Source organism: Synechococcus sp. CBW1002 (genome assembly GCF_015840915.1).
Lineage (GTDB): Bacteria > Cyanobacteriota > Cyanobacteriia > PCC-6307 > Cyanobiaceae > CBW1002.
On sequence record NZ_CP060398.1, the window covers coordinates 453,097 to 476,909 of the forward strand.

A 23,813-nucleotide genomic window follows, 5' to 3' on the forward strand; every position below is an offset into this window, starting at 1 on the left:
CCCTGCGCCGCTGTGCCTCGCCGCAGGCCGATGAATGCATCGGCGTCAGCGATTTGCCAGCGTGGAAGCACGCCCGCGCGCCGGGCCGTTCCCGCCACTCCCCAGCGCCGCCATGACCAACCGCACCGCGGTCCCATCACCCCTGGCCGTGCCCGTGGCCTCGATGCGCGAACCGGTGGAGCGGGGTGACACCCGGCCCGCAACCTGGCGGCTGCAGCAGCTGGAACGGCTGGAACGCCTCCTCGCCACCCACGAAGAGGAGGTGCTGGACGCGCTGGCGGCCGATCTGGGCAAACCCGCCGTGGAGGGGTTCTTCGAGCTGGTGGCCGTGCGGCAGGAACTGAAGCTGTGCAAGCGCCAGCTGCGGCGCTGGATGGCCCCCCATCGCGTAGCGACGCCCGTTTCGATCAAACCCGGGCGCGCCTGGTGGCAGGCCGAACCGCTGGGCTGTGTGTTGATCATCGGTCCCTGGAACTATCCATTCCAGCTCTGCCTGCATCCGCTGGTGAGCGCCCTGGCCGCCGGCAACAGTGTGGTGCTCAAGCCCTCCGAGCACGCTCCCCATACGGCGGCCCTGATCGCGACCCTGATCGAGCACACCTTCGATCCCACCGTGGTGCAGGTGGTACTCGGTGATGGCGCGGTGGCTGCGCGCCTGCTGCAGGAACGCTTTGATCACATCTTCTTCACCGGCGGCGAACGGGTGGGGCGGCTGGTGATGGGCGCCGCAGCCCAGCACCTCACGCCGGTGACCCTGGAGCTCGGCGGCAAGAGTCCGGCAATCGTGCTGGCCAACGCCGACCTGGCGATCACGGCCCGGCGGCTGGCCTGGGGCAAGGGACTCAACGCCGGCCAGACCTGCATCGCCCCTGACTACCTGCTGGTGCAGGCCCCCGTGCGAGAGGCCCTGCTGCAGGGCATCAGTGCGGCGATCACCCAGCTCTATGGCAGCGATCCACTGGCCAGCCCCGACCTCGGCCGGATCATCAATGCCACCCAGTTCGAGCGGCTGGAGGCGTTGCTGCAGGGTGCCCGCAGCCGCGGCCAGGTGCTGGTGGGGGGCCGCAGCGATGCTGGCAATCGCCGGATCGAGCCCACCCTGGTGGCCGTGAACGGACCGGACGATCCGCTGATGCAGGACGAGATCTTCGGCCCGATCCTGCCCGTGCTTTCGGTGGAGGATCTGGAGGAGGCTCTCACCCTGGTACGCCGACGGTCTCGCCCCCTTGCCCTCTACCTGTTCAGCAAAGACACCGCCAGCCAGGAGAAGGTGCTGGCCTGCAGCAGCTCCGGCGGGGTGTGCTTCAACGATGTGGTGTTGCAGGCGGGCATCCCCGATCTCCCCTTCGGCGGCGTGGGGGCAAGCGGCATGGGCAGCTATCACGGCGAAAGCGGCTTCCTCACCTTTTCCCATCGCCGCAGCGTGCTGCGGCGTCCGTTCTGGCTGGATCTGCCCGCTCGCTACGCCCCCTACGGCGACAAGCTGGCCCGGCTACGCCGGCTGATGGGATAGGGCCTGATCGGCGCTGTGCAGGCAGACGCAGGCTGAGCCGCCAATCTCACGATCAGCAGACGTGATCAATCCTGGGACTGGGCGGAACCGGGTGGGACCCTTAAGGTGCCGCCAGTTTCTGGTGCAGCCATGCGGCGCCCCCTCGCTGCCCTGGTTCTCGCGCTGGCCCTGCCGATGCCGTCGCTCGCGGCTGAGGTGGTGGTCAAACCGGGCGAAACCCTGTCCGAAATCGCCAGCCGTCACGGCATCAGCCTCACGCGGCTGATGCAGATCAACGGTATCCGCAATGCCGATCAGGTGGAAGCTGGCCGGCGGCTGACCGTACCCAGCGCTCCATCGACAGGGCGAAGCACCGCCAGTGGCGGCAGCGTGACCGTGAAACCAGGAGAGAGCCTCTCGGAAATCGCGGATCGCCATGGCGTGAGCCTGAGCAGGTTGATGCAGATCAACGGCATCCGCAATGCCGACCATGTGGAAGCAGGTCGCCGGTTGGCCTTGTCGTCAACCACCAGCCGCAGCGGCTCCAGCAGCGCAGCGCCGCCTCCGGCTGGAAGCAGCATCAGCGTGCAGCCGGGTGAGACCCTCTCAGAAATCGCCGATCGCCACGGCACCTCCGTGAGCCGATTGCTGCAACTCAATCGCCTGGCCGATCCCGATCGGGTCGAGGCCGGCACCAGGCTGGTGTTGCCCGCCAAACCCGTCACCAAGGCCACCGCAAAACCCGCCGCTCCAGCTCGCACCTATGACCGCAAGGCCAGCGAACACGTGGTGCGCAGCGGCGAAAGCCTGTCGCAGATCGCCGATGGCTATGGCATCAGTCTGACCAACCTGGTGGCCATCAACCGGATCACCGATCCCAACCACGTGGAAGCAGGCAGCCGCCTGCGCCTCAAGGGCACGGCCGCTCCCGCTCCCAAACCGGCTGCGCCCCGACCAGCCGCCGCCCCCAGACCACCGGCCTCCCAGGCCAGCACCAGCCCACAGACGACCAGCGCCTCCACGGCCACCGCAAAACCGGTCTCGGCGTCACAACCTGTCGCTGCAGCACAACAGGCTCCTGCTGCACAGCCAGCACCCGCAGCCCAGGTCGCCACTGCCACTCCAGCAGTGAAACCAGTCCCGGCGAAGCCTGCCGCCGCCCAACCCATCCAGGCCAAGGCCACAACGGCAACCGCCGCCGCAAAGCCATCCCAACCGGACTGGCGCACCTACGGGCCGTTGCAGGTGGACTGGGCCAACTGGCAACCGATGGGCGGCAGTTTCGTGACCCCCAGCCTCAATGGCGAGGGACAGCCGCTCTACCTGGCCATCAACTGTTCGGCACGCCGGCTCAACGCCACCGGCCAGTCGGGGCAGTGGAAGAGCTGGGACCCACCCCAGAGCGAGTTCGAACAGCAGCTGATCACCGACCTTTGCAAGACCCGCACCAGCTGATCTGACCTGAACCGCCGATCCGCGTCAGCCGGCCCAGGGGAGGGGCCAGGGCTCCCGCAGGAAATGTTCGCCGCTGACCCGCAGCCACAGGCGCTGCGATCCGTCGTCACTTTCGTGGATCAGCTCCTCCTGCACCAGCCGCCGCACCAGCCAGGCCCACCGGTCCTCCGGCTCCCCATGGGCCTCGGCCAGGTCTTCCACCAGGCTGCGCAGATCCCGGCCCCGCCGTTCCTGCAGAGCCCCGAGCAGACGCACCGCCGGCTCCGACCAATCCTGCCGGGAGGGCTTCTCCAGGCAATTGTCACAGCGGCCGCAGGGATGGCTGATCTCTCCCACCGCCATCAGCAACGCCTGCTCGCGACAACCCTCCCCCTCCGCCACCGCCTCCATGCGGCGTAACTGCCGCTGGGCCAGCTCCGCCCGCTGATCCTCAGGCTCGCGGCCCGACCCTGACACCCCACCCCGGTCCTGCTGGGTGGAGGCCCGGATGGCCCAGCCGAGGCTGGTGCGATCGATCGGATCAAACAGCACCAGACAGCGGGCTGGCAGACCGTCGCGGCCGGCCCGGCCCGATTCCTGCAGGTAGCCCTCCGGACTGGCGGGCAGATCGAGATGGAGCACAAGGCCCACATCGGGCCGATCCACCCCCATGCCGAACGCCATCGTGGCCACCAGCACCGGCTGGGGGGAGCGCTGGAAATGCTCCAGCGCCAGCTGGCGACTCTCCGGATCCATGCCGGCGTGATACGCGATCGCTTCCACTCCCGCCAGCGTCAGCCGCTCGGCCCACTGCTCCACGGAGCGGCGGGTGCGGGCATAGATCAGCACCGCGCCACGGGCCTGCTGCACCGCCTCCAGCAGCAGCGGCAACGGATCGGCCCGGCGACGCTGCATGGCGTAGGCCAGGTTGTTGCGCCGGGCGGAACGCACCTGAATCAAGGGGCGCTGCAGCCGCAGCAGCCGGATGATGTCGGCCCGCACCTGGGGCGCCGCCGTGGCACTGAGGGCCACCAGGGGAACGCCGGGACAGAGCTGCCGCAACTGGCCCAGCCGGCGGTAATCGGGCCGGAAATCGTGGCCCCAGGCACTGATGCAGTGGGCCTCGTCCACCGCCAGGGCCACCACCCGGCCCGTGCCCATCACCTCATCGAGCAGCTGACGGCTGGCCTCCCCCTGCAGCCGTTCGGGGGCGAGATAGAGCAGCCGCAGCCTGTTGTCCCGCAAGCGCTGCAGCAGTGCCCGCCGCTCCGGCAGGGAGACTCCACCGTGCAGGCTGGCCGCCGCAATGCCGCGGCGCTGCAACTGGTCGACCTGGTCCTGCATCAGGGCCACCAGGGGGGAAATGACCAGCACCAGGCCACCTCGGACCAGGGCCGGCAGCTGAAAACAGAGCGACTTGCCGCCCCCGGTCGGCAACACCGCCAGGCAATCGCGTCCGGCCAGCAGGGCCTCCACCACAGGCCGTTGCCCGGGCCTGAAGCTGGACCAGCCGAAATGACGCGCCAGGGTGGCGGTGAGGGGGTCCGGGGCCGTTTCAGCAGTTGCGGCGGCGGTTGCAGCGATCGAACCTGCGGCGCCTGCGGCCGTCTCCGCCCGGATGGTGTCCATCGCCACCGCTCAGCCGTGACACAGGCTACCGCCGCCCTCCGGCAGGGGCCTGAACCAGGGCCTGAGCGAGGTGCCTGAGCGACCGTTGCAAAGCCCATCGATTCCTGATCGATTCCCTGCAGAACCCAGGGTCCCGCCGCTACCACGGTTCAAGGGACGCGAACGGTGACACCAGCATGGCCGAACCGCTCCTGCTCACCCTCGATCAGGGAACCACCAGCTCCCGGGCCACGCTCCACACCGCCAGCGGCCAGAGGCTGCTCTGCTGCAGCGCCCCCCTGACCTGTCGCTACCCCGCCGATGGCTGGGTGGAGCAGGACGGGGAGGAGATCTGGATCAGCCAGCTCACGGCCCTGCAGCAACTGGAGCAGGCCCTCACCCCGGAACAGCGGCGGGCGGTCGTGGCGGCCGGCATCGCCAATCAGCGCGAAACCACCCTCCTGTGGGAGCGCCAGAGCGGCGCCTTGCTGGGGCCGGCGATCGTGTGGCAGGACGGGCGCACCGCCGGGATCTGCAGCCACTGGAGGCAGGAGGGGCTGGAGACACTGCTGAGGCAGCGCACCGGGCTGCTGGTGGACCCCTACTTCAGTGCCAGCAAGATCGTCTGGCTGCTGCAGCACCAGGCCGCCGCCGCCTCGGCCGCCGCCAACGGCAACCTCTGCTTCGGCACGGTGGACAGCTGGCTGCTCTGGCGCCTCAGCGGCGGCCACTGTCATGCCACCGACCGCAGCAACGCCAGCCGCACCCTGCTGATGGACCTGGAACGGGGCTGCTGGGATCCAGAGCTGTGCGCAGTGCTGGGAATTCCGCCAGAGGCCCTGCCGGAGCTGCACCAAAGCGGCGACGCCTTCACCACGATCGCGGCCGGGTTGCCCTTCGCGGGGGTTCCGGTCCAGGCGGTGCTGGGAGACCAGCAGGCGGCAACCCTGGGCCAGGGCTGCCTGCAGCCCGGCGCCGCCAAGTGCACCTACGGCACCGGCGCCTTCCTGGTGAGCAACACCGGCCATGAGATCCGCCGCTCCAGCCAGGGCCTGCTCAGCACCTGGGGCTGGAGCATGCCCGGGAGCAGTCCCACCTACTGCCTCGAGGGCAGCCTGCTCAACGCCGGCACCGTGATCCAGTGGCTGCGGGATGGCCTCGGCCTGATTGAGCAGACCGAGGAGGTGAATGCCCTGGCGGCCTCCGTGCCGGACAGTGGCGGCCTCATGCTGGTGCCCGCCTTCACGGGCTGGGGGACGCCCCACTGGGATCCCTTCGCCCGCGGCCTGATGATCGGTCTGGGTCGCGACACCAGCCGCGGCCATGTGGCCCGGGCGGCACTGGAGGGCATTGCCCTGGCGGTGGCCACCCTGGTGGAACTGGCCGGCGACGCCCTGAACGCCCCCCTGCAGAACCTGGTGGCCGATGGCGGTGCGGCGGCTTCCGATCCGCTGCTGCAGGCCCAGGCCGACAGCACCGGCCTGACGGTGTACCGCCGCTCAGACCTGGAGAGCACCAGCCGCGGTGTGGCCTTGCTCGCGGGGGTGATGGCCGGGGTGGTGCCTGGACTGGAGGCCTGGAATCAGGTGCCCGGCGAGCCCCCCCCCCGATGCTTCCAGCCGCAGCTGACGCCGGAGCAGCGCCACCATTGGCGGCAGCGCTGGCACGAGGCGGTACGCCGCAGCCTGGGCTGGGCAGATCAAGACCATGAACACGATCAGAGCTGAGCGAAGCAAGCCACCGAACGGCTCTGGCCAGCGCAGCCCCCTCACCACGGCCACGCAGCCGCGCTGTCTCCCGACATCCCGTCCTTCCCCATCCCCATGCCGAGCGACCGTCCGCCCATCGATCCAGACGCGAGTTCGCTGACCGGTCCCTACGACCTGCTGGTGATCGGGGCCGGCGCCACCGGAGCCACCCTCGCCCTGGAGGCCGTGCGCCGCGGCCTGTCCGTGGCCCTCGTGGATGCCCGCGACATCGCCAGCGGCACCAGCAGCCGCAGCACCAAGTTGCTGCACGGCGGTGTGCGCTACCTGGAGCTGGCCTTCCGCACCCTGGGTCGGCGTCAGCTGCGGCTGGTGCGCGAAGCCCTGGCGGAACGGGGCCACTGGCTCAAGGCCGTGCCCTTCCTGGCCCATCGGCTGGAGCTGCTGCTGCCCACCCGTCAACCACTGGCACAGGCCTATTACGCCATCGGTCTGGGGCTCTACGACCTCCTGGCAGGCCGGGAATCGATCGGCGCCAGCCGCTGCGCCCAGGCGAAGGAGGTGCAGCGGCTGCTGCCGGATCTGGCACCTGGCCACAGCGGCGTGCTCTACAGCGACGGGCAGTTCGACGATGCGCGGCTGAATCTGCTGATCGCCCGAACCGCCGCACGCCACGGGGCCCTGGTGCGGCCCCACACGCCGGTGGTGGAGCTGCTGCAGAAGAACGGCCGGCTCTGCGGCGCGGTGCTGGAGGCAGCCGACGGCCAGCGCTGCCAGGTGGAGGCTCGGGTGGTGGTCAATGCCGCCGGCATCGGCGCCGACGCCGTGCGGCGCCTGGCGGCGCCGGATCTGCCATCACGGCTGCAGGTGAGTCGCGGCATGCACCTGGTCCTGGAGCAGGCCCTGTGTCCCGCCGGCACCGGCCTGCTGGTGCCCTCCACCGACGACGGCCGGGTCCTGTTCATGCTGCCGTTCTTCGGGCGCACGCTGGTGGGCACCACCGACACCGCCTGCCCCGCCGCCGCTGCCGAGCAGCCCAGCCCAGAAGGGGAGGCCTATCTGCTCGACTATGTGCGCCGCTGGTTCCCATCGGTTCAGAGCCCGCAGGTGAGCAGCCGCTGGGCCGGCGGACGGCCGCTGCTGCTGCCGGATGAGGCCGCCACCAGCACCGCCGGCGTGGTGCGGGAGCACAGCGTCGAGCGCCTGCCCTGCGGACTGGTCAGCGTGCTGGGGGGGAAGTGGACCACCTGCCGCACGATGGCGCTGGAGGCGCTCGCCGCCGTGACCGCCGAACTGGGTCAGACCCTGCCGGCCCCCAAGGCCGCGCCGATCGTCGGCAGCGCCACCGCTGCCGCCCAGACCACAACCGGGCTCGCCGCCCTGCGGCAGAGGCTCACGGAAACCCTTCAGGAGCAGCTCGGTCCAGCCGGGGCCGCCGGCTTGAGCGCCCATCTGCTGGCCAGCCACGGGCTGGAGGCGGAGGCCGTACTGGCCTGCGCCTCCCATGCCGCGGAACGGGAACCGCTCAGCAGCGTGATTCCGCTCACAGCCGCGGAGGTGCGCCACATGGCCCGCCACGAATGGGTGCGCGACCCTGAGGACGTGCTGGCGCGGCGCTGCCGCCTCGCCTTCGTGGACACCGCCGAAGCGGAACGGCTGAAGGAGCCGGTGCGACAGCTGCTGGACGAGGAGGGTGTGCACGCAGGGTCATAGGGCTGGGGACCAGCCGCCTGCCTCACTCCCCCACCAGCCACCAGAAGAAGCCATAGGCGGGCAGATACACGAACCAGGCGTCGCTGGCCGCCGGGAATTCGCAGCCCCAGAGGGTGTCGCGCATGCGGCTGCCCTGCCAGCGCCCCAGTTCCAGCTGGGTGGACGCACCGGCAGACGACACGTTCGCCGCCACCACCACGGTCATCGATGGCTGGGGGGCGTCCCCGTCCTGGCACTCGGGGCAATGGCGGGCATAACAAAGAACGCCGGGATGGCCGCTCTCAAGCCACACCACGTCGCCATGGCGCAGGGCCGGCAGCAGCCGCCGGCTGGTGAGCATGCGGTGATGCCAGTTGAGCAGGGAGCCGGAGAGCTGTTGCTGCACCTCCACGTTCACCATGCGGTAGTCGAAGCCCGGCGCCGTGATCGGCGGCAGCACCAGCAACGGGTCGGGAGCCGTCGAAAAGCCGCCGTTGGGGGCACGGGTCCAGGCCATCGGCGTGCGGTTGGCGTCGCGGTCCCGCAGCCCCGGCCAGTCGCCCATGCCCAGTTCATCGCCGTAGTAGAGGCAGGGCAGGCCGGGCAGGCTGTAGAGCAGGCCATGCAGCAGGGTGTTGGGCCGGGGATCGCCATTCAGCAGGGGGGCGAGCCGACGGTTGATGCCCCAGTTGAGCCAGTGGTCGCGCCCTTCCGGGAAGCCGTTGAGGATCGCCTCGATCACGCTCTGCTCCACGAGATGACCGTCACCGAGCCAGAGCTCGTCGTGGTTGCGCAGCGGCAACGCCCAGCGGCAGCCGGGCACCATCTCCTGGGCATGGCTGAGGCAGTGGAGTAAGTCGTCGCAGCGGCCATGGGCCACGGCGGCAAACAGATGGGCCGTGAGGGCGAAATCGAAGGCGGCATGGAGTTCGTCATCCGCCAGGTAAGGCGCCGATTCGCGCACCGGCTGGATCGCCTCCGCCAGCAGCAGCACATCCCGGCCGCAGGCGTCCACCCGGGAGCGCAGGCGCCGCAGGAAGGCATGGGTTTCGGGCAGGCCCTCACAGCGGCTGTGCTCGGCCTCGAACAGAAAGGGCACCGCATCGAGGCGGAAGCCATCCACCCCCTGTTCCAGCCAGAAGTCGACCACCTGCAGCATGGCCTCCTCCACGGCGGGGTTGGCGTAGTTGAGATCGGGCTGGTGACGCAGGAAGCGATGCAGGTAGTACTGGCCCGCCATCGGGTCCCATTCCCAGTTCGACGACTCGAAATGGCGGAACAGCACCGGGGCGTCGGCGTAGCCGCGTTCGTCGTCGCGCCACACGAAGAACTCCCGCTCGGGGGTGCCGGGGGCCGCCCAGCGGGCCCGCTGAAACCAGGGGTGCAGCACGCTGGTGTGATTGAGCACCAGATCGAGGATCAGGCGAATACCGCAGGCATGGGCCCGATCCAGCAGCAGCCGGAAGTCGTCCAGGCTGCCCAGGTCCGGATGGATGGCCGTGAAATCGGTGATGTCGTAGCCGCCATCCCGCAAGGGAGACGGATAGGGGGGCGTCAGCCAGATGGCATCAATACCGAGCCACTCGAGGTACGGCAACTTGTCGATGATGCCGGCCAGATCACCGATGCCATCGCCGTTCGCGTCGGCGAAGCTGCGCGGCATCAGCTGATAGATCACGCAGCCTTCCCACCAGTGGGGCACGCGGCCCAGCGGCCTGGGCGGAACCTTGCGACTGCGGCGGGAGGAGGGGGGCGACATCGTGGGGCAGGAACGGGAACGATCAGGCCACCGCGGCCCTCATCAGTCCGGCAGACGCAGGCCGGAGCGGCCATCGAAGCGATGGACCCGCCGGGGCTCCCAGCCCAGGCGCAGCTCAGCCTCCACCGGCTGATCCCCGTTGCACACCCAGCGCAACGGTCCGTAGGACGTGGACAACAGCAGCTGCTGGCTGGCGCCATGCCATTCGCGGCTGAGCAGACGGGCCGCAATCCCCCCCTCCGCAACGGGATGAAGATGCTCCGGGCGCACCCCCAGCAGAGATCCATCGGGCTGGGGAAGCAGATTGATCTCCGGCCGCCCGATGAAGCGGGCCACAAAGGCGTTGGCGGGCTGCTCGTAGAGCTGCTGAGGGGTGCCGCACTGCTGCAGGCGGCCGTCCCGCAGCACGGCGATCCGATCGGCGATGCCCATCGCCTCCTGCTGGTCATGGGTCACGTACACCACCGGGGCACTGCCGCCGCAGAGGATCGTGCGCAGCTGGGGCCGCAGTTCCTCGCGCAGCTGGGCATCGAGATTGCTCATCGGCTCGTCCAGCAGGAAGACCTGCGGCCTGCGCAGCAGAGCCCGGGCCAAGGCGACCCGCTGCCGCTGCCCGCCCGACAGATCGGCCGGCCGCCGGCCACGCAGCTCCTCGAGCTGCAGCAGCGCCAACACCCGATCCAGCTCGCGCTCGATCGTGGCCCGAGCCACCCCGCGCATCTCCATCCCGAGAGACAGATTGCGCGCCACGCTCAGATGCGGATAGAGGGCATAGCTCTGGAACACCATGCCCACCTGACGCCGCACCGGTGGCAGGGTCGTGATGTCGCGGCCCGCCAGCAGGATCCGCCCCGCATCGGGCCAGTCCAGGCCGGCGATCAATCGCAGAATGCTGCTCTTGCCGCATCCACTGGGGCCCAGCAGCGCCAGGCAATCGCCGCCTGCGACGGTGAGATCGAGATGATCGACGATCGTGCGCGTCCCGATCCGCCGCAGCAGCTGCTCAAGCCGCAGGCTGCCAGCCATGGCCGGACTGGCTGTCGCTGCAGTCACCGTGACTGACGCAGGCGTGGCCGGAGTAGGTGTCGTCATCCCTTGATCGCCCCCTGGGTGAGCCCCGCCACGATCGGCCGCTGGAACACCAGTAGCAGCACCAGCAGCGGCACGCTGCCCAGCACCGTGGCGGCGGCAAAGGCTCCGTAGGGCACGGTGTACACCGAGGAGCCGGCGATGCGGGCCATGGCCGGCGCCAGGGTGAGCAGCTCGCTGCGGCTCAGCCAGGTGAGGGCGATGGGGAACTCATTCCAGCTGAACAGGAACACCAGCAGTGCCGTGCTGAACACCGCCGGACCGAGCAGCGGCAGCAGGATCCAGCGCAGGCGCTGCAACAGGCTGAGCCCCTCCAGCACAGCGCTTTCCTCCAGTTCCGGGGGCAGCTCAGCAAAAGCCGCCTGCAACAACAGCACTGCCAGGGGCAGGGACAACCCCGCATAGGGCAGGCAGAGCGCCAGCAGGTTGTTGGCGAGCCCGAAGTGACGGGCCACCTCCAGCAGGGCCAGGAACAGCAACACGTAAGGGAACACCGCCGTGGCCAGCAGAGTGCCCCCCATCACCAGCCGCAGCGCCCCGGAACGCCGTGCCAGGCCATAGGCGCAGGGGATGGCCAGCAGCAGGGTGAGCAGCGTGCTGACACCGCCCACCAAGGTGCTGTTGAGCAGATAGCGCCAGAAGGGAGGATCTCCCGTGAGGATCTGGGTGTAATTCGCCAGCGTCCAGCCGCGGGCCAATCCAGCCCAGCCCGCCAGCAGGGCTTCGGGAGTGCGCAGCGACGTGTAGAGCTGCCAGACCATCGGCCCGAGGCTCCAGAACAGCAGCAGCCCCACCGCCAGGACTCGGCCGAAAAGGGCTGAGGCGGGAATCGAACCGGCACCACTGGCCACGGGGCTTCTGGCCATGGGGCCTCCAGGCATGGGATCCGAGGAACGAGAGGGAGACGTCATGGCGGAGATCAGCGGCGTTCAGGCCTCGGCGGCTCGCCGCCACAGCAACAGCAGAAGGGCAGAAAGCAGCAACAGCAGGAACATGCCCAGCATCACGGTGGCGCTGTAGCCGAAATCGAGGAAACGCATGGCATTGAGATAGGCGTACACCGCCAGGCTCTCGGTGCTGCCCGCTGGCCCACCGCCGGTGAGCACCGCGATCAGATCAAACACGCCCAGGGCCTGGGCGAGTCGAAACAGCAGCACCAGAAAGATGTAGGGCCGTAGCAACGGCAGGGTGATGCGCCGCAAGGCCTGCCAACTGGTACCACCCTCAAGCGCCAGAGCTTCGTAGAGATCGGCGGGGATCATCTGCAACCCCGCCAGCAACACCAGAGCCACGAACGGGGTCGTCTTCCAGACGTCCGCCACCACCGCCGCGATCCAGGCGAGCTGGGGAGACGCCAGAAAGGGCAGCGTGGCCAGCCCGACGCTCTGGAGCAAGCCGTTGATCGGCCCGTTGGGATCGTTGAAGATCCAGCGCCAGCCCAGGGCCATCACCGTGGTGGGCAGGGCCCAGGGCAGCAGGGTGAGGCTTCTGACCACCCCCCGTGCCGGCCAGCGCTGATGCAGCACCAGGGCAATGGCCAGGCCAAGCAGCAGCTCCAGTCCCACGGAAACGCCGGAGAAGCGCAATGTCTGACCGGCGTCCTGCCAGAAGCGGCCGTCCCCGAGCAGCCGCTGCCAGTTGGCCAGGCCCACCGGCACGGGCTCCAGGCCCGTGAACACCGACTGGGCCTGCAGACTCAGCCAGCCGTAGTAGCCCATCGGCCAGACGAACACCGCCAGCAGCAACAGCAGCGCCGGGGCGATCAACGCCAGGGTGACGAGATTGGCGCGCAACGTTCGGCTCATGCCCCCTTCGCCTCTCCACCGGTGGACTCCAGCAACAGGGTGCTGGCCTGGCCCGCCCGCCCCATGGCCTGAGCGGCCGGCAGTCCGCCGGTGATCACATCGCTCAGCTGCCGCTGCAGGATGTCGCTCAACTGAGCGTAGGCCGGCGTGATCGGCCGCAGAACGGCGTATTCAAGGGCCCGCAGCTGCTCCGGCAGGGTTGGGGAGGCGGCCAGCAGCTCCGGATCCTCAAACAGGGCCGTCAGGGTGGGGGTGTTGCCCCAGTCCTTCACCAACCGGCGCTGGCTGTCGGCTCCGGTGAGGGCCTGCAGCACCTCCACCGCCTGATCGGGATGGGAGCTGCCGCGCAACACCGACAGGCCCCAGCTGCCCTGGGTCGCGGCGGGGGACTGGCCAGGCTCCGCCACCATGGTGGTGACCCCCACCTTGCCGGCCACGCGGCTGCCCGGCTTCTGCAGCTCGCTCCAGGCATAGGGCCAGTTGCGCATGAAGGCGACGTCGCCGGTCTCAAACGCCTGCAGGGTCTCCGGTTCAGCGAAATTGGCCACCGCCGCCGGGCTGATGCCGTCGACGAGCAGCTGCCGCAACCAGCCCGCCGCTGCCGCCGCCTCGGGTTGCTCCAGCCCCAGGCCCGGCGTCAGATCCGGCTCCCAGCGACCGCCAAAGCCGTGCAGCACCTCCAGAAAATCACAGATCAGGCCCTCGTACTGGCGCCCCTGCCAGACAAAGCCCCAACGCACCCGACCCTGCTGCTGCAGCTGCTGAGACACGGCCACAAGTTCGGCGGGCGTCCGGGGTGGGCGCTCCATCAGATCGGTGCGCCAGTAGAGCAGCCCCATCGAGGCCACCATCGGCACCCGCCAGAGATGGCCATCGATCACGTTGCCCTGCCGCGCGCCGGACACCACACCGGCCAGGGGATCGGGACCGAGCCGATCGTCGAGGGGCAACAACCAGCCGGCGGCGGCGTACTTGGCCGTCCAGCTCACATCCATCAGCAGCAGGTCGTAGGGGCTGTCGCCCAGCAGCAGGCTGCTGATCGCCAGATCCGAGACGGATTCGGTCTCGAAGGGACCACGGGTCACGGCGATGGTCAGCCGCGGATGGCTGCGGTTGAAGGCCTCCACCGTGGCGGCGGTGGCATCGACGAAGGGCGCCGGCATCAGCACCCGGATCGTGACCGCGGGCCGGGCCACGGCGATGGACACCGGCAGCAACAGCGCCACCACCAGGGCCGCCAACAGCGCCAGCGCCAAGCGCCGAGCCCAGAGCTCGCGAGACGGCCGGGTCACAAGGCCCGCAGAACGCCCAGCTGCTCCTCAGCCCAGTGCTGCACGGTGAACGTCTCCACGGCGCCGGTCATGCCGTCCATGCGGCGGCGCTGCTCCTCGAGCGGCATCACCAGAGCCGCCGCGATCGCCTCATCCATGCTGCGGTGCGAATACGGGTTGGTGAGCAGGGCGTCCTGCAGCTCCACCGAAGCACCACTGAATTCCGAGAGCACCAGCACCCCTGCCTGGCCGCGGCGAGCCGCCACATATTCCTTGGCCACCAGGTTGAGGCCGTCCCGCAGCGGGGTGATCCAGCAGATGTCGGCCTGTCCGAACCAGGCCACCAACTCTTCGTAGGGCGTCCGCACCGTCGACAAACGCACCGGTGTCCAATCGATCCGGCCGAAGCGGCCATTGATGCGACCCACCACTTCCTCCACCGAGCGCTGGATCTCGTCATAGATGCGCATGCCACTGGCGGCAGCCACGCAGGCCAGGAACAGCTCGACACGGCCATGCCAGTCGGGCTGGTTTTCGAGCAGGCGCTCGTAGGTGAGCAGCATCTCCTCGTTGCCCTTGGTGTAGTCCACCCGCGAGGCCGAGAGGATCAGGGTGCGGCCCTCGTGCTGTTCGGCGATCGTGCGCGCTGTGGCCTGCACCGCCGGCTTGTCGGCCAGGGCCCGGATCAGGTCGGGGGAGGTTCCAACCGGTGAGGACACCAGACGCACCTGCCGGCCCTGATGCTCCAGCCAGGGGATGGCCATCGGTTCAGCGAGGGCACTGCCGGTCCGCCGGAACTTGTCCTCCACCGCCACGGCTGCCCCAGCCGTGGCGCCGCGCAGGGAAATGGCCGCATGGGCGAAGTTATTGGCATAGCGCGGGATGTGGAAGCCCACGAGATCGCAGCAGAGCAGGCTGTCGACGATGGCGTCGCGCCAGGGAAGGATGCTGAACACATCACACGAGGGAAAAGGCGTGTGATGGAAGAAAGCGATGCGCACATCCGGCCGCTGACGCCGAATGAAGGCCGGTGCGAGCCAGAGGTTGTAGTCATGCACCCAGATGGTGGCCCCCGGAGCCGCCTCTTCGCAGGCCGCCCTGGCGAACGAAGCATTCACCTGCTCAAAAATCTGCCAATCGGAATTATCAACGCTGAAATAACCAGGGAAGGAATGCAGGATCGGCCAGAACGACTCCTTCGATGTCACATGATAGAAGCTTGAGATCTGCGCCTCGGTCAGCGGCAGCCGCCGCAAGGTGATATTCACCGATGCGCGGATCTGCAGACGCTCATCCGAAACGACGACCCCCTCGTCCGCCTCCTTGCGCCAGGCGATCCAGGTTCCCCGCGGCTGCTCACGGAACAGATTCCGCAGGGTGGGAATGATGCCGTTCGGACTGGTCTGATCCACCCAGTGGCGGGTGCCGTCGACGTCGATCTGCTCGTCGTAGGGCGAGCGATGATACACCAGCACGAAGTCGCTCTGGCCGTTGATGCCTCCACTTGCGTAGGTGCTGCCACTTGGGCTGCTGCCTTCGCTGGCGGGATTCGCCGGATGGCGAGCTGAATCGAGAACAGTCATGTTGAAAAAAGACAATAGAATCGAAACTGGTTCAACAACTGAACAGCAGGGTTCAGACAGACTGGTCGGAAGGCGCTGGAAGGCTGGATAGACAGAGCCTGAGATCGGCATCCCTTAGAGCGCCAGGTGCTGCTGCGAACAGAGCAGGGCCCACATCCCGAGTGTGCTCATTCGAACTCGCAACCTGGGGAATCCAGGCGGTGAGGGGCGGAGCCTGACGTCGAGTCGCACAGCAGCCGAGTGGGCCGAATGACACGACCAGATCGCACCACGGATCTGGCCTAACAGGCTGGACGCGATGGCGGAACCGGGTGGATTCGAGGCACAACAACGACACCATCTCTTCGTTCCACCAGAACACACGTTCCTGCGGCTGTCAAATCGTGTCGGCTCAGGGCATCGGCGGGGGCTGCAATTGATCGGGGGCTTCCTCGACCAGCTGCAGCCGCAGCCGCTTCCCGCCGGCCAGTTCGCCGAGGGACACCCGCAGGGTGCTGCCGCTGAGGGTCTGCAACGCATTCAGCAGCTCACGCAGGTGGGGCGTGCTGCTGCCGCTTTCCACCCAGAGGCGCTCGTACAACCCTCCCAGCCGACGCCAGCTGGTGTGGAGCTTGAGCACCGCCGCCTCCAGTTGCTGGGCCTGCCCCACCGCATCAGCCAGCAGGCCGAGGGCATCGAGGCGCTGCGCCTCCTGCATCGCCTTTTCCAGATCGAGATGGTCGTGCTGAAACGCACGGACCGCCAATCCGGCTTCGGCAGCCTTGCGCAGCCAGCGGGCTGTGAGGGTCACATCCTTGACCCGATCCAGCTCGGGCTCGTCCTGAAGCACGCGCCGCAGATCCTGCTGCTGCTCCTCGGGCAGCTGGGCCAGCTCCTTCACCAGCGGAGCCACCACCCGGGGCGGCAGCAGGTTTTCGGCGGTGCGCTGGCGGATCTCCTCAGGCAGCAAGGGGCTGGTGGCGGCCGTGAATTCGTCGGCAAGGCGCTTCACCTGCTTGCGGGTGATCTGCTGCCCCTCATTGGCGGCCTCGCTCACCATCTGCTGTACCTCCGGCTCCGCCTGGGCCGTTTCGAGGAAGGCGCGTTTGGAAAAGAGGTTGACACTGGCCTCCTCCAGCAAGCCGCCACCCACCAGTCCATCGGCAGACTCGGCCAGCTGGATGAGGGTGTAGGCCCGGGTCTTGCTGATCTCCTGCTCCCGCAACCACTGCAGGAAACCGGTGCCGCGACCCTCGCCGCCGCGCTTCTCGCGGTCGCGGACCGCCCGGAGGATCCTGCCGCGCCAGATTTCGGTCTGCAGGTCGAAGCGATCGCACACCTGCCAGGCCGCCTCGAGGCGGGCCAGGAATTCCATGGTGCTGATCGCGTCGGAGTCCGGATCCGGAAGCTCGAGGCTGAGCGCGGGAGCCTCGATCGGATCCATGACACGAACACGGGGGCAAGAGGCGATCGTGCCACGGCCCCAGGACGGCGACGAATCGTGACGCGCTTCCGCCAGCGCCACGGCCCACGGGTAACGTCCCGTTGACAGCCACCCACTTCACGCGCAGCGATGGCCATCTCCCGCGGCGACAAGGTGCGCATCAAGCGCCCTGAGTCCTACTGGTTCAACGACGTCGGCACCGTGGCGTCGATCGACACCTCCGGGATCCGTTATCCCGTGATTGTGCGCTTCGAGAAAGTCAACTACAACGGTTACAGCGGCTCCGAAGGCGGCATCAACACCAACAACTTCGCCGAGTACGAACTCGAGAAGGCCTGAGTGCCAGGGAGATCCCTTCCCAGCACGTCTTCGCCCAATGCGCTGATCCGTCTTCAGGGCAGGTCGGCCCAGCAAAGCCGTTCCGCTTGACCCCGGAGCGGGAGGCGCCATCAGCGCCGGGCATTCAGCCTGAATCACCTCTAGACCCCTCAATCACAACCGAAGCAGGGTCAGCCTGTCTGGAATTCCAGGCAGGCTGTTTTACTGTTTCGCGGCACTGTGTCCGCCTCACACTGACTGCTCTGGATGTCCATCCTGCGGCCCAAGGCAGGCAGAGCCATCCACCAGAAGAACCCGCCAGCAGAGCGCTGGGTGGCACGATGAGGCCATCCCTGCGTCACAGCGCAGACCGATCACCACCAAGCGCCCGTGCCGGAGCTGCCCGAGGTCGAAACCGTCCGCCGAGGCCTGGATCAGCAGACCCGCGGCATGACGGTCGCCGCTGTTGAGGTGCGACTTGCGCGCACCATCGCCCACCCCCAGCCTGCCGAGCTCTTCTGTGTCGCACTGCAGGGCTGCAGCCTGCAGCATTGGCAACGGCGCGGCAAGTACCTGCTGGCGACCCTGACGGACAGAGCAGGTGTCAGCGCCGGAACCTGGGGGGTGCATCTGCGCATGACCGGCCAGTTCCTCTGGCTTCCAGAGTCAGCAGAGCCCTGCCGCCACACACGGGTGCGGTTCTTTGATCCACACGGCAATGAACTCCGCTACGTCGACATCCGCAGCTTTGGACAGATGTGGTGGGTGCCACCCGATCAGGCTCCTGCGGAGGTGATCAGTGGCCTGCAGCGACTCGGGCCAGAACCCTTCAGCCCTGAGTTCACCGCCAGCCATCTGCAACGGGCCCTGCAGGGTTCGTCTCGACCGATCAAGAACGCCCTGCTCGATCAACGTCTGGTGGCCGGTGTGGGCAATATCTACGCGGATGAATCGTTGTTCGAAGCTGGAATCCGTCCCCACACACCCGCTGGCCAGCTGAAGCGTCCTCAGCTGGAACGCCTGCATGGGGCCCTGCTGAGGATTTTGCGGGCCAGCATCGGCGCCGGCGGCACCACCTTCAGCGACTTCCGTGATCTCACAGGCACCAATGGGAACTATGGCGGTGTGGCCTGGGTCTATCGACGCGGCGGCGAACCCTGCCGCCGCTGCGGCACCGTGCTGCGCCGCGACAAGCTGGCCGGGCGCAGCAGCCACTGGTGCCCGCTCTGCCAGCAGTGAACCCGGGCGCCGCGACGCGCTTGGATGGATGGAGTTTCCGAACGATCCGGTTTGGAGTCCCTGGCGACCCAACTCACTGAGGCCATGGTTGCCATCCACCAGCGCGGTTGGTGCGATGGAACGGGAGGCAATTTCAGTTGTGTCAGGCAGCAGGAGCCCCTGCAGCTGTTGATGGCACCCAGCGGCGTGGACAAGGGCTCGGTAGAGCCCGAACAGTTGATCCTCGTCGATGGGAACGCACGCGTGATCAGCGGACACGGCAAAGCCAGTGCCGAAACCCTGCTGCATCTGGCGATCGTCGCCGAGGCTGGCGCCGGGGCCGTGCTGCACACCCACTCCCAGGCGGCCACCCTGCTTTCATCCTGGGCTCTGGGCCAGGAGGAGAGGGCGGAATCAGGCTGCGCTGCATTGGCGATCAGCGGCCTGGAGATGCTCAAAGGCCTGCAAGGCGTCAGCACCCACGCCACCACCATTCACATCCCCGTGCTTCCCAACGATCAGGACCTGCAGTCCCTCAGCTCAGCCGCTCGGCCACACCTGGCCCAGGCACCGCATGGGCTGTTGATCGGAGGTCACGGGCTCTACGCCTGGGGCAGGGATCTGGGCGAGGCCCAGCGCCATCTTGAGATCCTCGAATTTCTTCTCGAACAGCGGTGGCGACGCCTGCTGCTGCAGAGCCTGATGCCCCCCATGCCCGGCCGTGAGCATTCCGACGCAACCATCACACAGCGACACGACGTTCAGAAGGAGACAAACCATGCCTGAACCCAATCGCGCCACCAACAACCAAGCCAGCGGAGCCCCTGGCGTGCTTTTGCCCGACACGACGACACACATCCTGCTGGACATTGAAGGGACCACCTGCCCGGTGAGCTTTGTCAGCGAAGTGCTGTTTCCCTATGCCAGGTCCAACCTCGCATCTTTTCTGAAATGCCAAGGTCAACAGCCAGCCGTCATAGAGCTGGTACAGGAGTTGCAGCAAGCCTGGGACCTGGAGAGTGACCCCGAAGCAGTGCAACTGCGCAGGAAGTCATCAGGCAAGGATCCAGACCCTGGAACGGGAATGACAACAGAACCTGTTATTGCTAACAATGGCAATAGCAATAGCAATAGCAATAGCAATAGCAATAGCAATAGCAATAGCAATAGCAGTGTTACTACCAGCCCTGACTCTGGCCCTAGTGAGATTGTCAACAATCAGACATCCGGAAGCGCTTTCACCGGTGAATTCAATTCTTCAAGCCTCAACGCAACAAGAAACCATGCGCTCGTACCCTATCTGGAATGGCTGATTCATCAGGATCGCAAACTCACCCCTCTCAAGGAGCTTCAAGGACTGATCTGGGAGCACGGCTATGCCAATGGGAGTTTACAGGGGCCCATTTACGCCGATGTTCCACCAGCCCTGCGTGACTGGAAGAATCAGGGACTACAAATCGCAGTGTATTCTTCCGGCTCTGTCCGTGCACAGCAACTCATCTACCAATACAGCTGCTTTGGAGATTTGCGCCCTTGGTTTTCGGCTTGGTTCGACACTCGCATAGGTGCGAAACAAAGAGCAGAGAGCTATCGATCCATTTGCACCGAACTTCAGACGGATCCCAGCAGGATCCTTTTCATCAGCGATGTCACCTTCGAACTGGATGCCGCAGCAGAGGCTGGGTATGCAGTGCTGATTAGCGAACGTGAGGGAAATCCGCCGCAACCCTGCCATCCGTACACAAGCATCAAGCGTTTTGACGCTATCCGATCAATCATGATGCCCTAACAGTTCCGAATCCCTGAAGGCAAAGCCATCTGAGTCAGCAGACTCTCTCTAGGGAAGGCTGCTGCTTGGGGAGGCTGCTCTTGGGGAGGCCGTCAAGCGGGGAGGCCATCGATCCCCAGGCACACGAAAACGCCCCCGATCGCAGCCATCAGGCTGCCATCGGGGGCGTCGTCGTGGAGCAAAGTTTGACCTGGCATCGAGCTATTTTCGCAGGAGGCTACCCTCCAACTATCGTTGCCGCTGCTGCGTTTCACAACCGAGTTCGAGATGGATCGGAGTGGGTCCACAGCGCCATGAACACCAGGAAAGCAAACGGCCTCTTCAGGCCCCTTGCCGGTCTTTGCCCCCAGGTTGAACCCTGAGAACTGCATAGGAGCGGTTGACAAGCAACCGGTCTGGATCCAAAAGCTTTGAGCGCGTGATCCCTGTGTCATCCGGTCAGGATGGCAAGGGATGGAATGGTCAAGCCCTCGGTCTATTAGTACTCCTCCGCTTCACCGGTTACCCGGCTTCCACGTAGAGCCTATCAACGGGTGTTCTTCCCGTGACCTTACTGGCTTATGCCATGGGAACACTCATCTTGAGGTGGGCTTCCCACTTAGATGCTTTCAGCGGTTATCCACTCCGCACATGGCTACCCAGCGTTTACCGTTGGCACGATAACTGGCACACCAGAGGTGCGTTCCTCCCGGTCCTCTCGTACTAGGGAGAAATCCTCTCAATGTTCCTGCGCGTGCACCGGATATGGACCGAACTGTCTCACGACGTTCTGAACCCAGCTCGCGTACCGCTTTAATGGGCGAACAGCCCAACCCTTGGGACCGACTTCAGCCCCAGGTTGCGATGAGCCGACATCGAGGTGCCAAACCTCCCCGTCGATGTGAACTCTTGGGGGAGATCAGCCTGTTATCCCTAGAGTAACTTTTATCCGTTGAGCGACGGCCCTTCCACTCAGAACCGTCGGATCACTAAAGCCGACTTTCGTCCCTGTTCGACTTGTAGGTCTCACAGTCAAGCTTGCTTCTGCTTTTGCACTCGTCGGCTGATTTCCAACCAGCCTGAGCAAACCTTTGCGCGCCTCCGTTACCTTTTAGGAGGCGACCGCCCCAGTCAAACTGCCCACCTGATACTGTCCGGTCCCCGGATGACGGGTGACCGTTAGAACCCTAGCTCTGAAAGAGTGGTATCTCACCGTTGGCTCACCATGACCCGCAAGCCATGGATCAAAGCCTCCCACCTATCCTGCGCATTCAGAGCCCGGGCACAATACCAAGCTACAGTAAAGCTTCATAGGGTCTTTCTGTCCGGGTGCACGTAGTCCGCATCTTCACAGACAATTCTATTTCGCCGAGCCTCTCTCCGAGACAGCGCCCAGATCGTTACGCCTTTCGTGCGGGTCGGAACTTACCCGACAAGGAATTTCGCTACCTTAGGACCGTTATAGTTACGGCCGCCGTTCACCGGGGCTTCAGTCGCCAGCTTCGCTTGCGCTGACCAGCTTCCTTAACCTTCCGGCACTGGGCAGGCGTCAGCCCCCATACATCGTCTTGCGACTTAGCGGAGACCTGTGTTTTTGGTAAACAGTCGCCTGGGCCTCTTCACTGCGACCACCTTGCGGTGGCACCCCTTCTCCCGAAGTTACGGGGCCATTTTGCCGAGTTCCTTAGAGAGAGTTACCTCGCGCCCCTCGGTATTCTCTACCACCCCACCTGTGTCGGTTTCGGGTACAGGCCATCATGCCTTAACGGGTATAGGGCTTTTCTTGGAAGCTTGACATCACCCACTTCGCGGCCGTAGCCGCTCGCACTCACGCCTCAGCTCAAGCTGTTTTCGCCAGCTCTCAACGCCTCGAACGCTTGGACTAGTAACCAACATCTGGCTGGGCTAGCCTTCTCCGTCCCCCTTCCCAAAACATGACAGGTACAGGAATGTTGACCTGTTGTCCATCGACTACGCCTTTCGGCCTCGCCTTAGGTCCTGACTAACCCTCCGCGGACGAGCCTGCCGGAGGAACCCTTAGGGTTTCGGGGCATGGGATTCTCACCCATGTTTTCGCTACTCAAGCCGACATTCTCACTTCCATGCAGTCCACGCCCGCTTACGCTAACGCTTCACCCCACATGGAACGCTCCCCTACCATCGGAATCTTACGATTCAAATCCGCAGCTTCGGTACAATGCTTAGCCCCGTTCATTTTCGGCGCAGGATCGCTCGACCAGTGAGCTATTACGCACTCCTTTGAGGATGGCTGCTTCTAGGCAAACCTCCTGGTTGTCTGGGCAATCCCACCTCCTTTATCACTCAGCATTGATTTGGGGACCTTAGCTGGCGGTCTGGGCTGTTTCCCTTTCGACCATGGAGCTTATCCCCCACAGTCTGACTGCCTAGTTACACACAGGGTATTCAGAGTTCGTCTCGATTTGGTACCGCTCTCGCAGCCCGCACCGAAACGGTGGCTTTACCCCCCTGCTGGAGCACTAGACGCTACGCCTCAACGTATTTCGGGGAGAACCAGCTAGCTCCGGGTTCGATTGGCATTTCACCCCTAACCACAGCTCATCCGCTGATTTTTCAACATCAGTCGGTTCGGACCTCCACTTGGTATCACCCAAGCTTCATCCTGGCCATGGTTAGATCACCCGGGTTCGGGTCTATAAACACTGACGATCGCCCTATTCAGACTCGCTTTCGCTATGGCTCCACCATTCCCGGTTTAACCTGCCAGTGCCTATAAGTCGCCGGCTCATTCTTCAACAGGCACACGGTCATCCTATGAGTAGGACTCCCATTGCTTGTAAGCTCACGGTTTCATGTTCTATTTCACTCCCCTCCCGGGGTTCTTTTCACCTTTCCCTCGCGGTACTGTTGCGCTATCGGTCACACAGGAGTACTTAGCCTTACGAGGTGGTCCTCGCGGATTCACACGGAATTTCACGTGCTCCGTGCTACTCGGGATACAGCTAGGCCAGTTTCGCTTTCGAGTACGGGGCTTTCACCCTCTCTGGCGCGCCATTCAAACGCTTCCTCTAACGTCCCTGGTCCACGTTGCTGTCCCACAACCCCGATGGGCGAACCCATCGGTTTAGGCTCTTCCCCGTTCGCTCGCCGCTACTGAGGGAGTCGTTTTTACTTTCCTTTCCTCCAGCTACTAAGATGTTTCAGTTCGCTGGGTTGGCTCGCGCCGCCCTATGGATTCAGGCGGCCGTTCTAGGGGTTGCCCCATTCGGAAATTCCCGGATCAAAGCGTGTTTCCAGCTCCCCGAGACTTATCGCAGGTAACCACGTCCTTCATCGCCTCTGTGTGCCAAGGTATCCACCGTGAGCCCTTTGTAGCTTGACCATAATCACAACTCGCGTTTAGCTTGTTGAAGGCTATTCTTCCGGTGTCTAAGCTCTCAATCAAGAGATCTCAGACAGCCAGAATCAAACTCCTGCTTGGTGGCTTGTGGCCATGCCAGACAGAAGACACGAGCTGTACTCGGCTCTAACTCAAGAATCACTGGCTTTCCTGTTTCTCTCAGATTGAGGCTTGCACCTCAATCTTCCCTTCGCTTTCGCTGGGATGCCGCAGCCGAGGCCGCGACCAGAGAGAACCGGAAAGTCAGCGTCTATGAGATGCTTTCTTT

General features: G+C 65.6%; 16 protein-coding genes and 2 rRNA genes. 8 read left to right on the top strand and 10 right to left on the bottom strand.

Annotated features, from left to right (window positions below):
- Positions 1-112 precede the first annotated feature (112 nt).
- On the top strand, positions 113-1,513 hold the full coding sequence (locus tag H8F24_RS02100; RefSeq protein ID WP_231598039.1) for an aldehyde dehydrogenase family protein: 1,401 nt from the start codon (positions 113-115) through the stop codon (positions 1,511-1,513).
- 129 nt (positions 1,514-1,642) lie between these two features.
- A complete protein-coding gene (locus H8F24_RS02105; RefSeq protein WP_197158845.1) occupies positions 1,643-2,947 on the top strand; it encodes a LysM peptidoglycan-binding domain-containing protein in 1,305 nt (434 codons plus the stop codon).
- A gap of 24 nt (positions 2,948-2,971) precedes the next feature.
- On the opposite strand, the gene H8F24_RS02110 is transcribed toward H8F24_RS02105, so the two are convergent.
- Positions 2,972-4,555: an ATP-dependent DNA helicase RecQ gene (locus H8F24_RS02110; protein ID WP_197170746.1), complete on the bottom strand. Its 1,584-nt coding sequence runs from the start codon at positions 4,553-4,555 to the stop codon at positions 2,972-2,974.
- Positions 4,556-4,731: 176 nt separating this feature from the next.
- On the opposite strand from H8F24_RS02110, the gene glpK reads away from it, so the two are divergent.
- A complete protein-coding gene (gene glpK / locus H8F24_RS02115) occupies positions 4,732-6,261 on the top strand; it encodes a glycerol kinase GlpK (RefSeq protein ID WP_197170748.1) in 1,530 nt (509 codons plus the stop codon).
- A gap of 96 nt (positions 6,262-6,357) precedes the next feature.
- On the top strand, positions 6,358-7,953 hold the full coding sequence (locus tag H8F24_RS02120; protein ID WP_197170750.1) for a glycerol-3-phosphate dehydrogenase/oxidase: 1,596 nt from the start codon (positions 6,358-6,360) through the stop codon (positions 7,951-7,953).
- 22 nt (positions 7,954-7,975) lie between these two features.
- Here the strand turns inward: H8F24_RS02120 and H8F24_RS02125 are convergent, their stop codons facing one another.
- The 7 genes from H8F24_RS02125 to H8F24_RS02155 all read right to left on the bottom strand — a co-directional run bounded on the left by H8F24_RS02125 (position 7,976) and on the right by H8F24_RS02155 (position 16,862).
- The gene (locus H8F24_RS02125; RefSeq protein WP_231598355.1) at positions 7,976-9,595 is read right to left on the bottom strand and encodes an alpha-amylase family protein; all 1,620 of its coding nucleotides are present in this window, start codon (positions 9,593-9,595) and stop codon (positions 7,976-7,978) included.
- A 138-nt stretch (positions 9,596-9,733) separates the two neighbouring features.
- Positions 9,734-10,717, bottom strand: coding sequence for an ABC transporter ATP-binding protein (locus H8F24_RS02130; RefSeq protein WP_197170754.1), 984 nt, complete (start codon positions 10,715-10,717; stop codon positions 9,734-9,736).
- Between the two features lie 62 nt (positions 10,718-10,779).
- Complete coding sequence (locus H8F24_RS02135) at positions 10,780-11,541, bottom strand: carbohydrate ABC transporter permease (RefSeq protein WP_370594699.1); 762 nt, start codon at positions 11,539-11,541, stop codon at positions 10,780-10,782.
- A 168-nt stretch (positions 11,542-11,709) separates the two neighbouring features.
- The gene (locus H8F24_RS02140; protein WP_197170761.1) at positions 11,710-12,585 is read right to left on the bottom strand and encodes a carbohydrate ABC transporter permease; all 876 of its coding nucleotides are present in this window, start codon (positions 12,583-12,585) and stop codon (positions 11,710-11,712) included.
- Positions 12,582-13,841, bottom strand: coding sequence for an ABC transporter substrate-binding protein (locus H8F24_RS02145; protein ID WP_370594685.1), 1,260 nt, complete (start codon positions 13,839-13,841; stop codon positions 12,582-12,584). The genes H8F24_RS02140 and H8F24_RS02145 overlap by 4 nt, the downstream gene beginning before the upstream one ends.
- 32 nt (positions 13,842-13,873) lie before the next feature.
- Complete coding sequence (gene ggpS / locus H8F24_RS02150) at positions 13,874-15,439, bottom strand: glucosylglycerol-phosphate synthase (protein ID WP_197158837.1); 1,566 nt, start codon at positions 15,437-15,439, stop codon at positions 13,874-13,876.
- A 391-nt stretch (positions 15,440-15,830) separates the two neighbouring features.
- A complete protein-coding gene (locus H8F24_RS02155; protein WP_197170763.1) occupies positions 15,831-16,862 on the bottom strand; it encodes a hypothetical protein in 1,032 nt (343 codons plus the stop codon).
- Positions 16,863-16,991: 129 nt separating this feature from the next.
- On the opposite strand from H8F24_RS02155, the gene H8F24_RS02160 reads away from it, so the two are divergent.
- From H8F24_RS02160 to mtnC, 4 genes are all read left to right on the top strand, one after another.
- Positions 16,992-17,201, top strand: a complete 210-nt coding sequence (locus tag H8F24_RS02160; RefSeq protein ID WP_197158835.1) for a photosystem I reaction center subunit IV — start codon at positions 16,992-16,994, stop codon at positions 17,199-17,201.
- Positions 17,202-17,570: 369 nt separating this feature from the next.
- Positions 17,571-18,419, top strand: coding sequence for a DNA-formamidopyrimidine glycosylase (locus H8F24_RS02165; RefSeq protein ID WP_197170765.1), 849 nt, complete (start codon positions 17,571-17,573; stop codon positions 18,417-18,419).
- Positions 18,420-18,503: 84 nt separating this feature from the next.
- Positions 18,504-19,184: a methylthioribulose 1-phosphate dehydratase gene (gene mtnB, locus H8F24_RS02170; protein WP_231598040.1), complete on the top strand. Its 681-nt coding sequence runs from the start codon at positions 18,504-18,506 to the stop codon at positions 19,182-19,184.
- Complete coding sequence (gene mtnC, locus H8F24_RS02180; protein ID WP_370594784.1) at positions 19,177-20,187, top strand: acireductone synthase; 1,011 nt, start codon at positions 19,177-19,179, stop codon at positions 20,185-20,187. Before mtnB ends, mtnC begins: the two co-directional genes overlap by 8 nt.
- A gap of 188 nt (positions 20,188-20,375) precedes the next feature.
- On the opposite strand, the gene rrf is transcribed toward mtnC, so the two are convergent.
- Positions 20,376-20,492 (bottom strand): 5S ribosomal RNA (gene rrf, locus H8F24_RS02185).
- 153 nt (positions 20,493-20,645) lie between these two features.
- Positions 20,646-23,527, bottom strand: a 23S ribosomal RNA gene (locus H8F24_RS02190).
- Positions 23,528-23,813 lie beyond the last annotated feature (286 nt).

Bases quoted from the DNA above. Each gene is read 5' to 3' on its own strand.
- H8F24_RS02100 (WP_231598039.1), top strand. From the start codon at position 113: ATGACCAACCGCACCGCGGTCCCATCACCCCTGGCCGTGCCCGTGGCC.
- H8F24_RS02105 (WP_197158845.1), top strand. From the start codon at position 1,643: ATGCGGCGCCCCCTCGCTGCCCTGGTTCTCGCGCTGGCCCTGCCGATG.
- H8F24_RS02110 (WP_197170746.1), bottom strand. From the start codon at position 4,555: ATGGACACCATCCGGGCGGAGACGGCCGCAGGCGCCGCAGGTTCGATC.
- glpK (WP_197170748.1), top strand. From the start codon at position 4,732: ATGGCCGAACCGCTCCTGCTCACCCTCGATCAGGGAACCACCAGCTCC.
- H8F24_RS02120 (WP_197170750.1), top strand. From the start codon at position 6,358: ATGCCGAGCGACCGTCCGCCCATCGATCCAGACGCGAGTTCGCTGACC.
- H8F24_RS02125 (WP_231598355.1), bottom strand. From the start codon at position 9,595: ATGCCGCGCAGCTTCGCCGACGCGAACGGCGATGGCATCGGTGATCTG.
- H8F24_RS02130 (WP_197170754.1), bottom strand. From the start codon at position 10,717: ATGGCTGGCAGCCTGCGGCTTGAGCAGCTGCTGCGGCGGATCGGGACG.
- H8F24_RS02135 (WP_370594699.1), bottom strand. From the start codon at position 11,541: ATGGTCTGGCAGCTCTACACGTCGCTGCGCACTCCCGAAGCCCTGCTG.
- H8F24_RS02140 (WP_197170761.1), bottom strand. From the start codon at position 12,585: ATGAGCCGAACGTTGCGCGCCAATCTCGTCACCCTGGCGTTGATCGCC.
- ggpS (WP_197158837.1), bottom strand. From the start codon at position 15,439: ATGACTGTTCTCGATTCAGCTCGCCATCCGGCGAATCCCGCCAGCGAA.
- H8F24_RS02155 (WP_197170763.1), bottom strand. From the start codon at position 16,862: ATGGATCCGATCGAGGCTCCCGCGCTCAGCCTCGAGCTTCCGGATCCG.
- H8F24_RS02160 (WP_197158835.1), top strand. From the start codon at position 16,992: ATGGCCATCTCCCGCGGCGACAAGGTGCGCATCAAGCGCCCTGAGTCC.
- mtnB (WP_231598040.1), top strand. From the start codon at position 18,504: ATGGTTGCCATCCACCAGCGCGGTTGGTGCGATGGAACGGGAGGCAAT.
- mtnC (WP_370594784.1), top strand. From the start codon at position 19,177: ATGCCTGAACCCAATCGCGCCACCAACAACCAAGCCAGCGGAGCCCCT.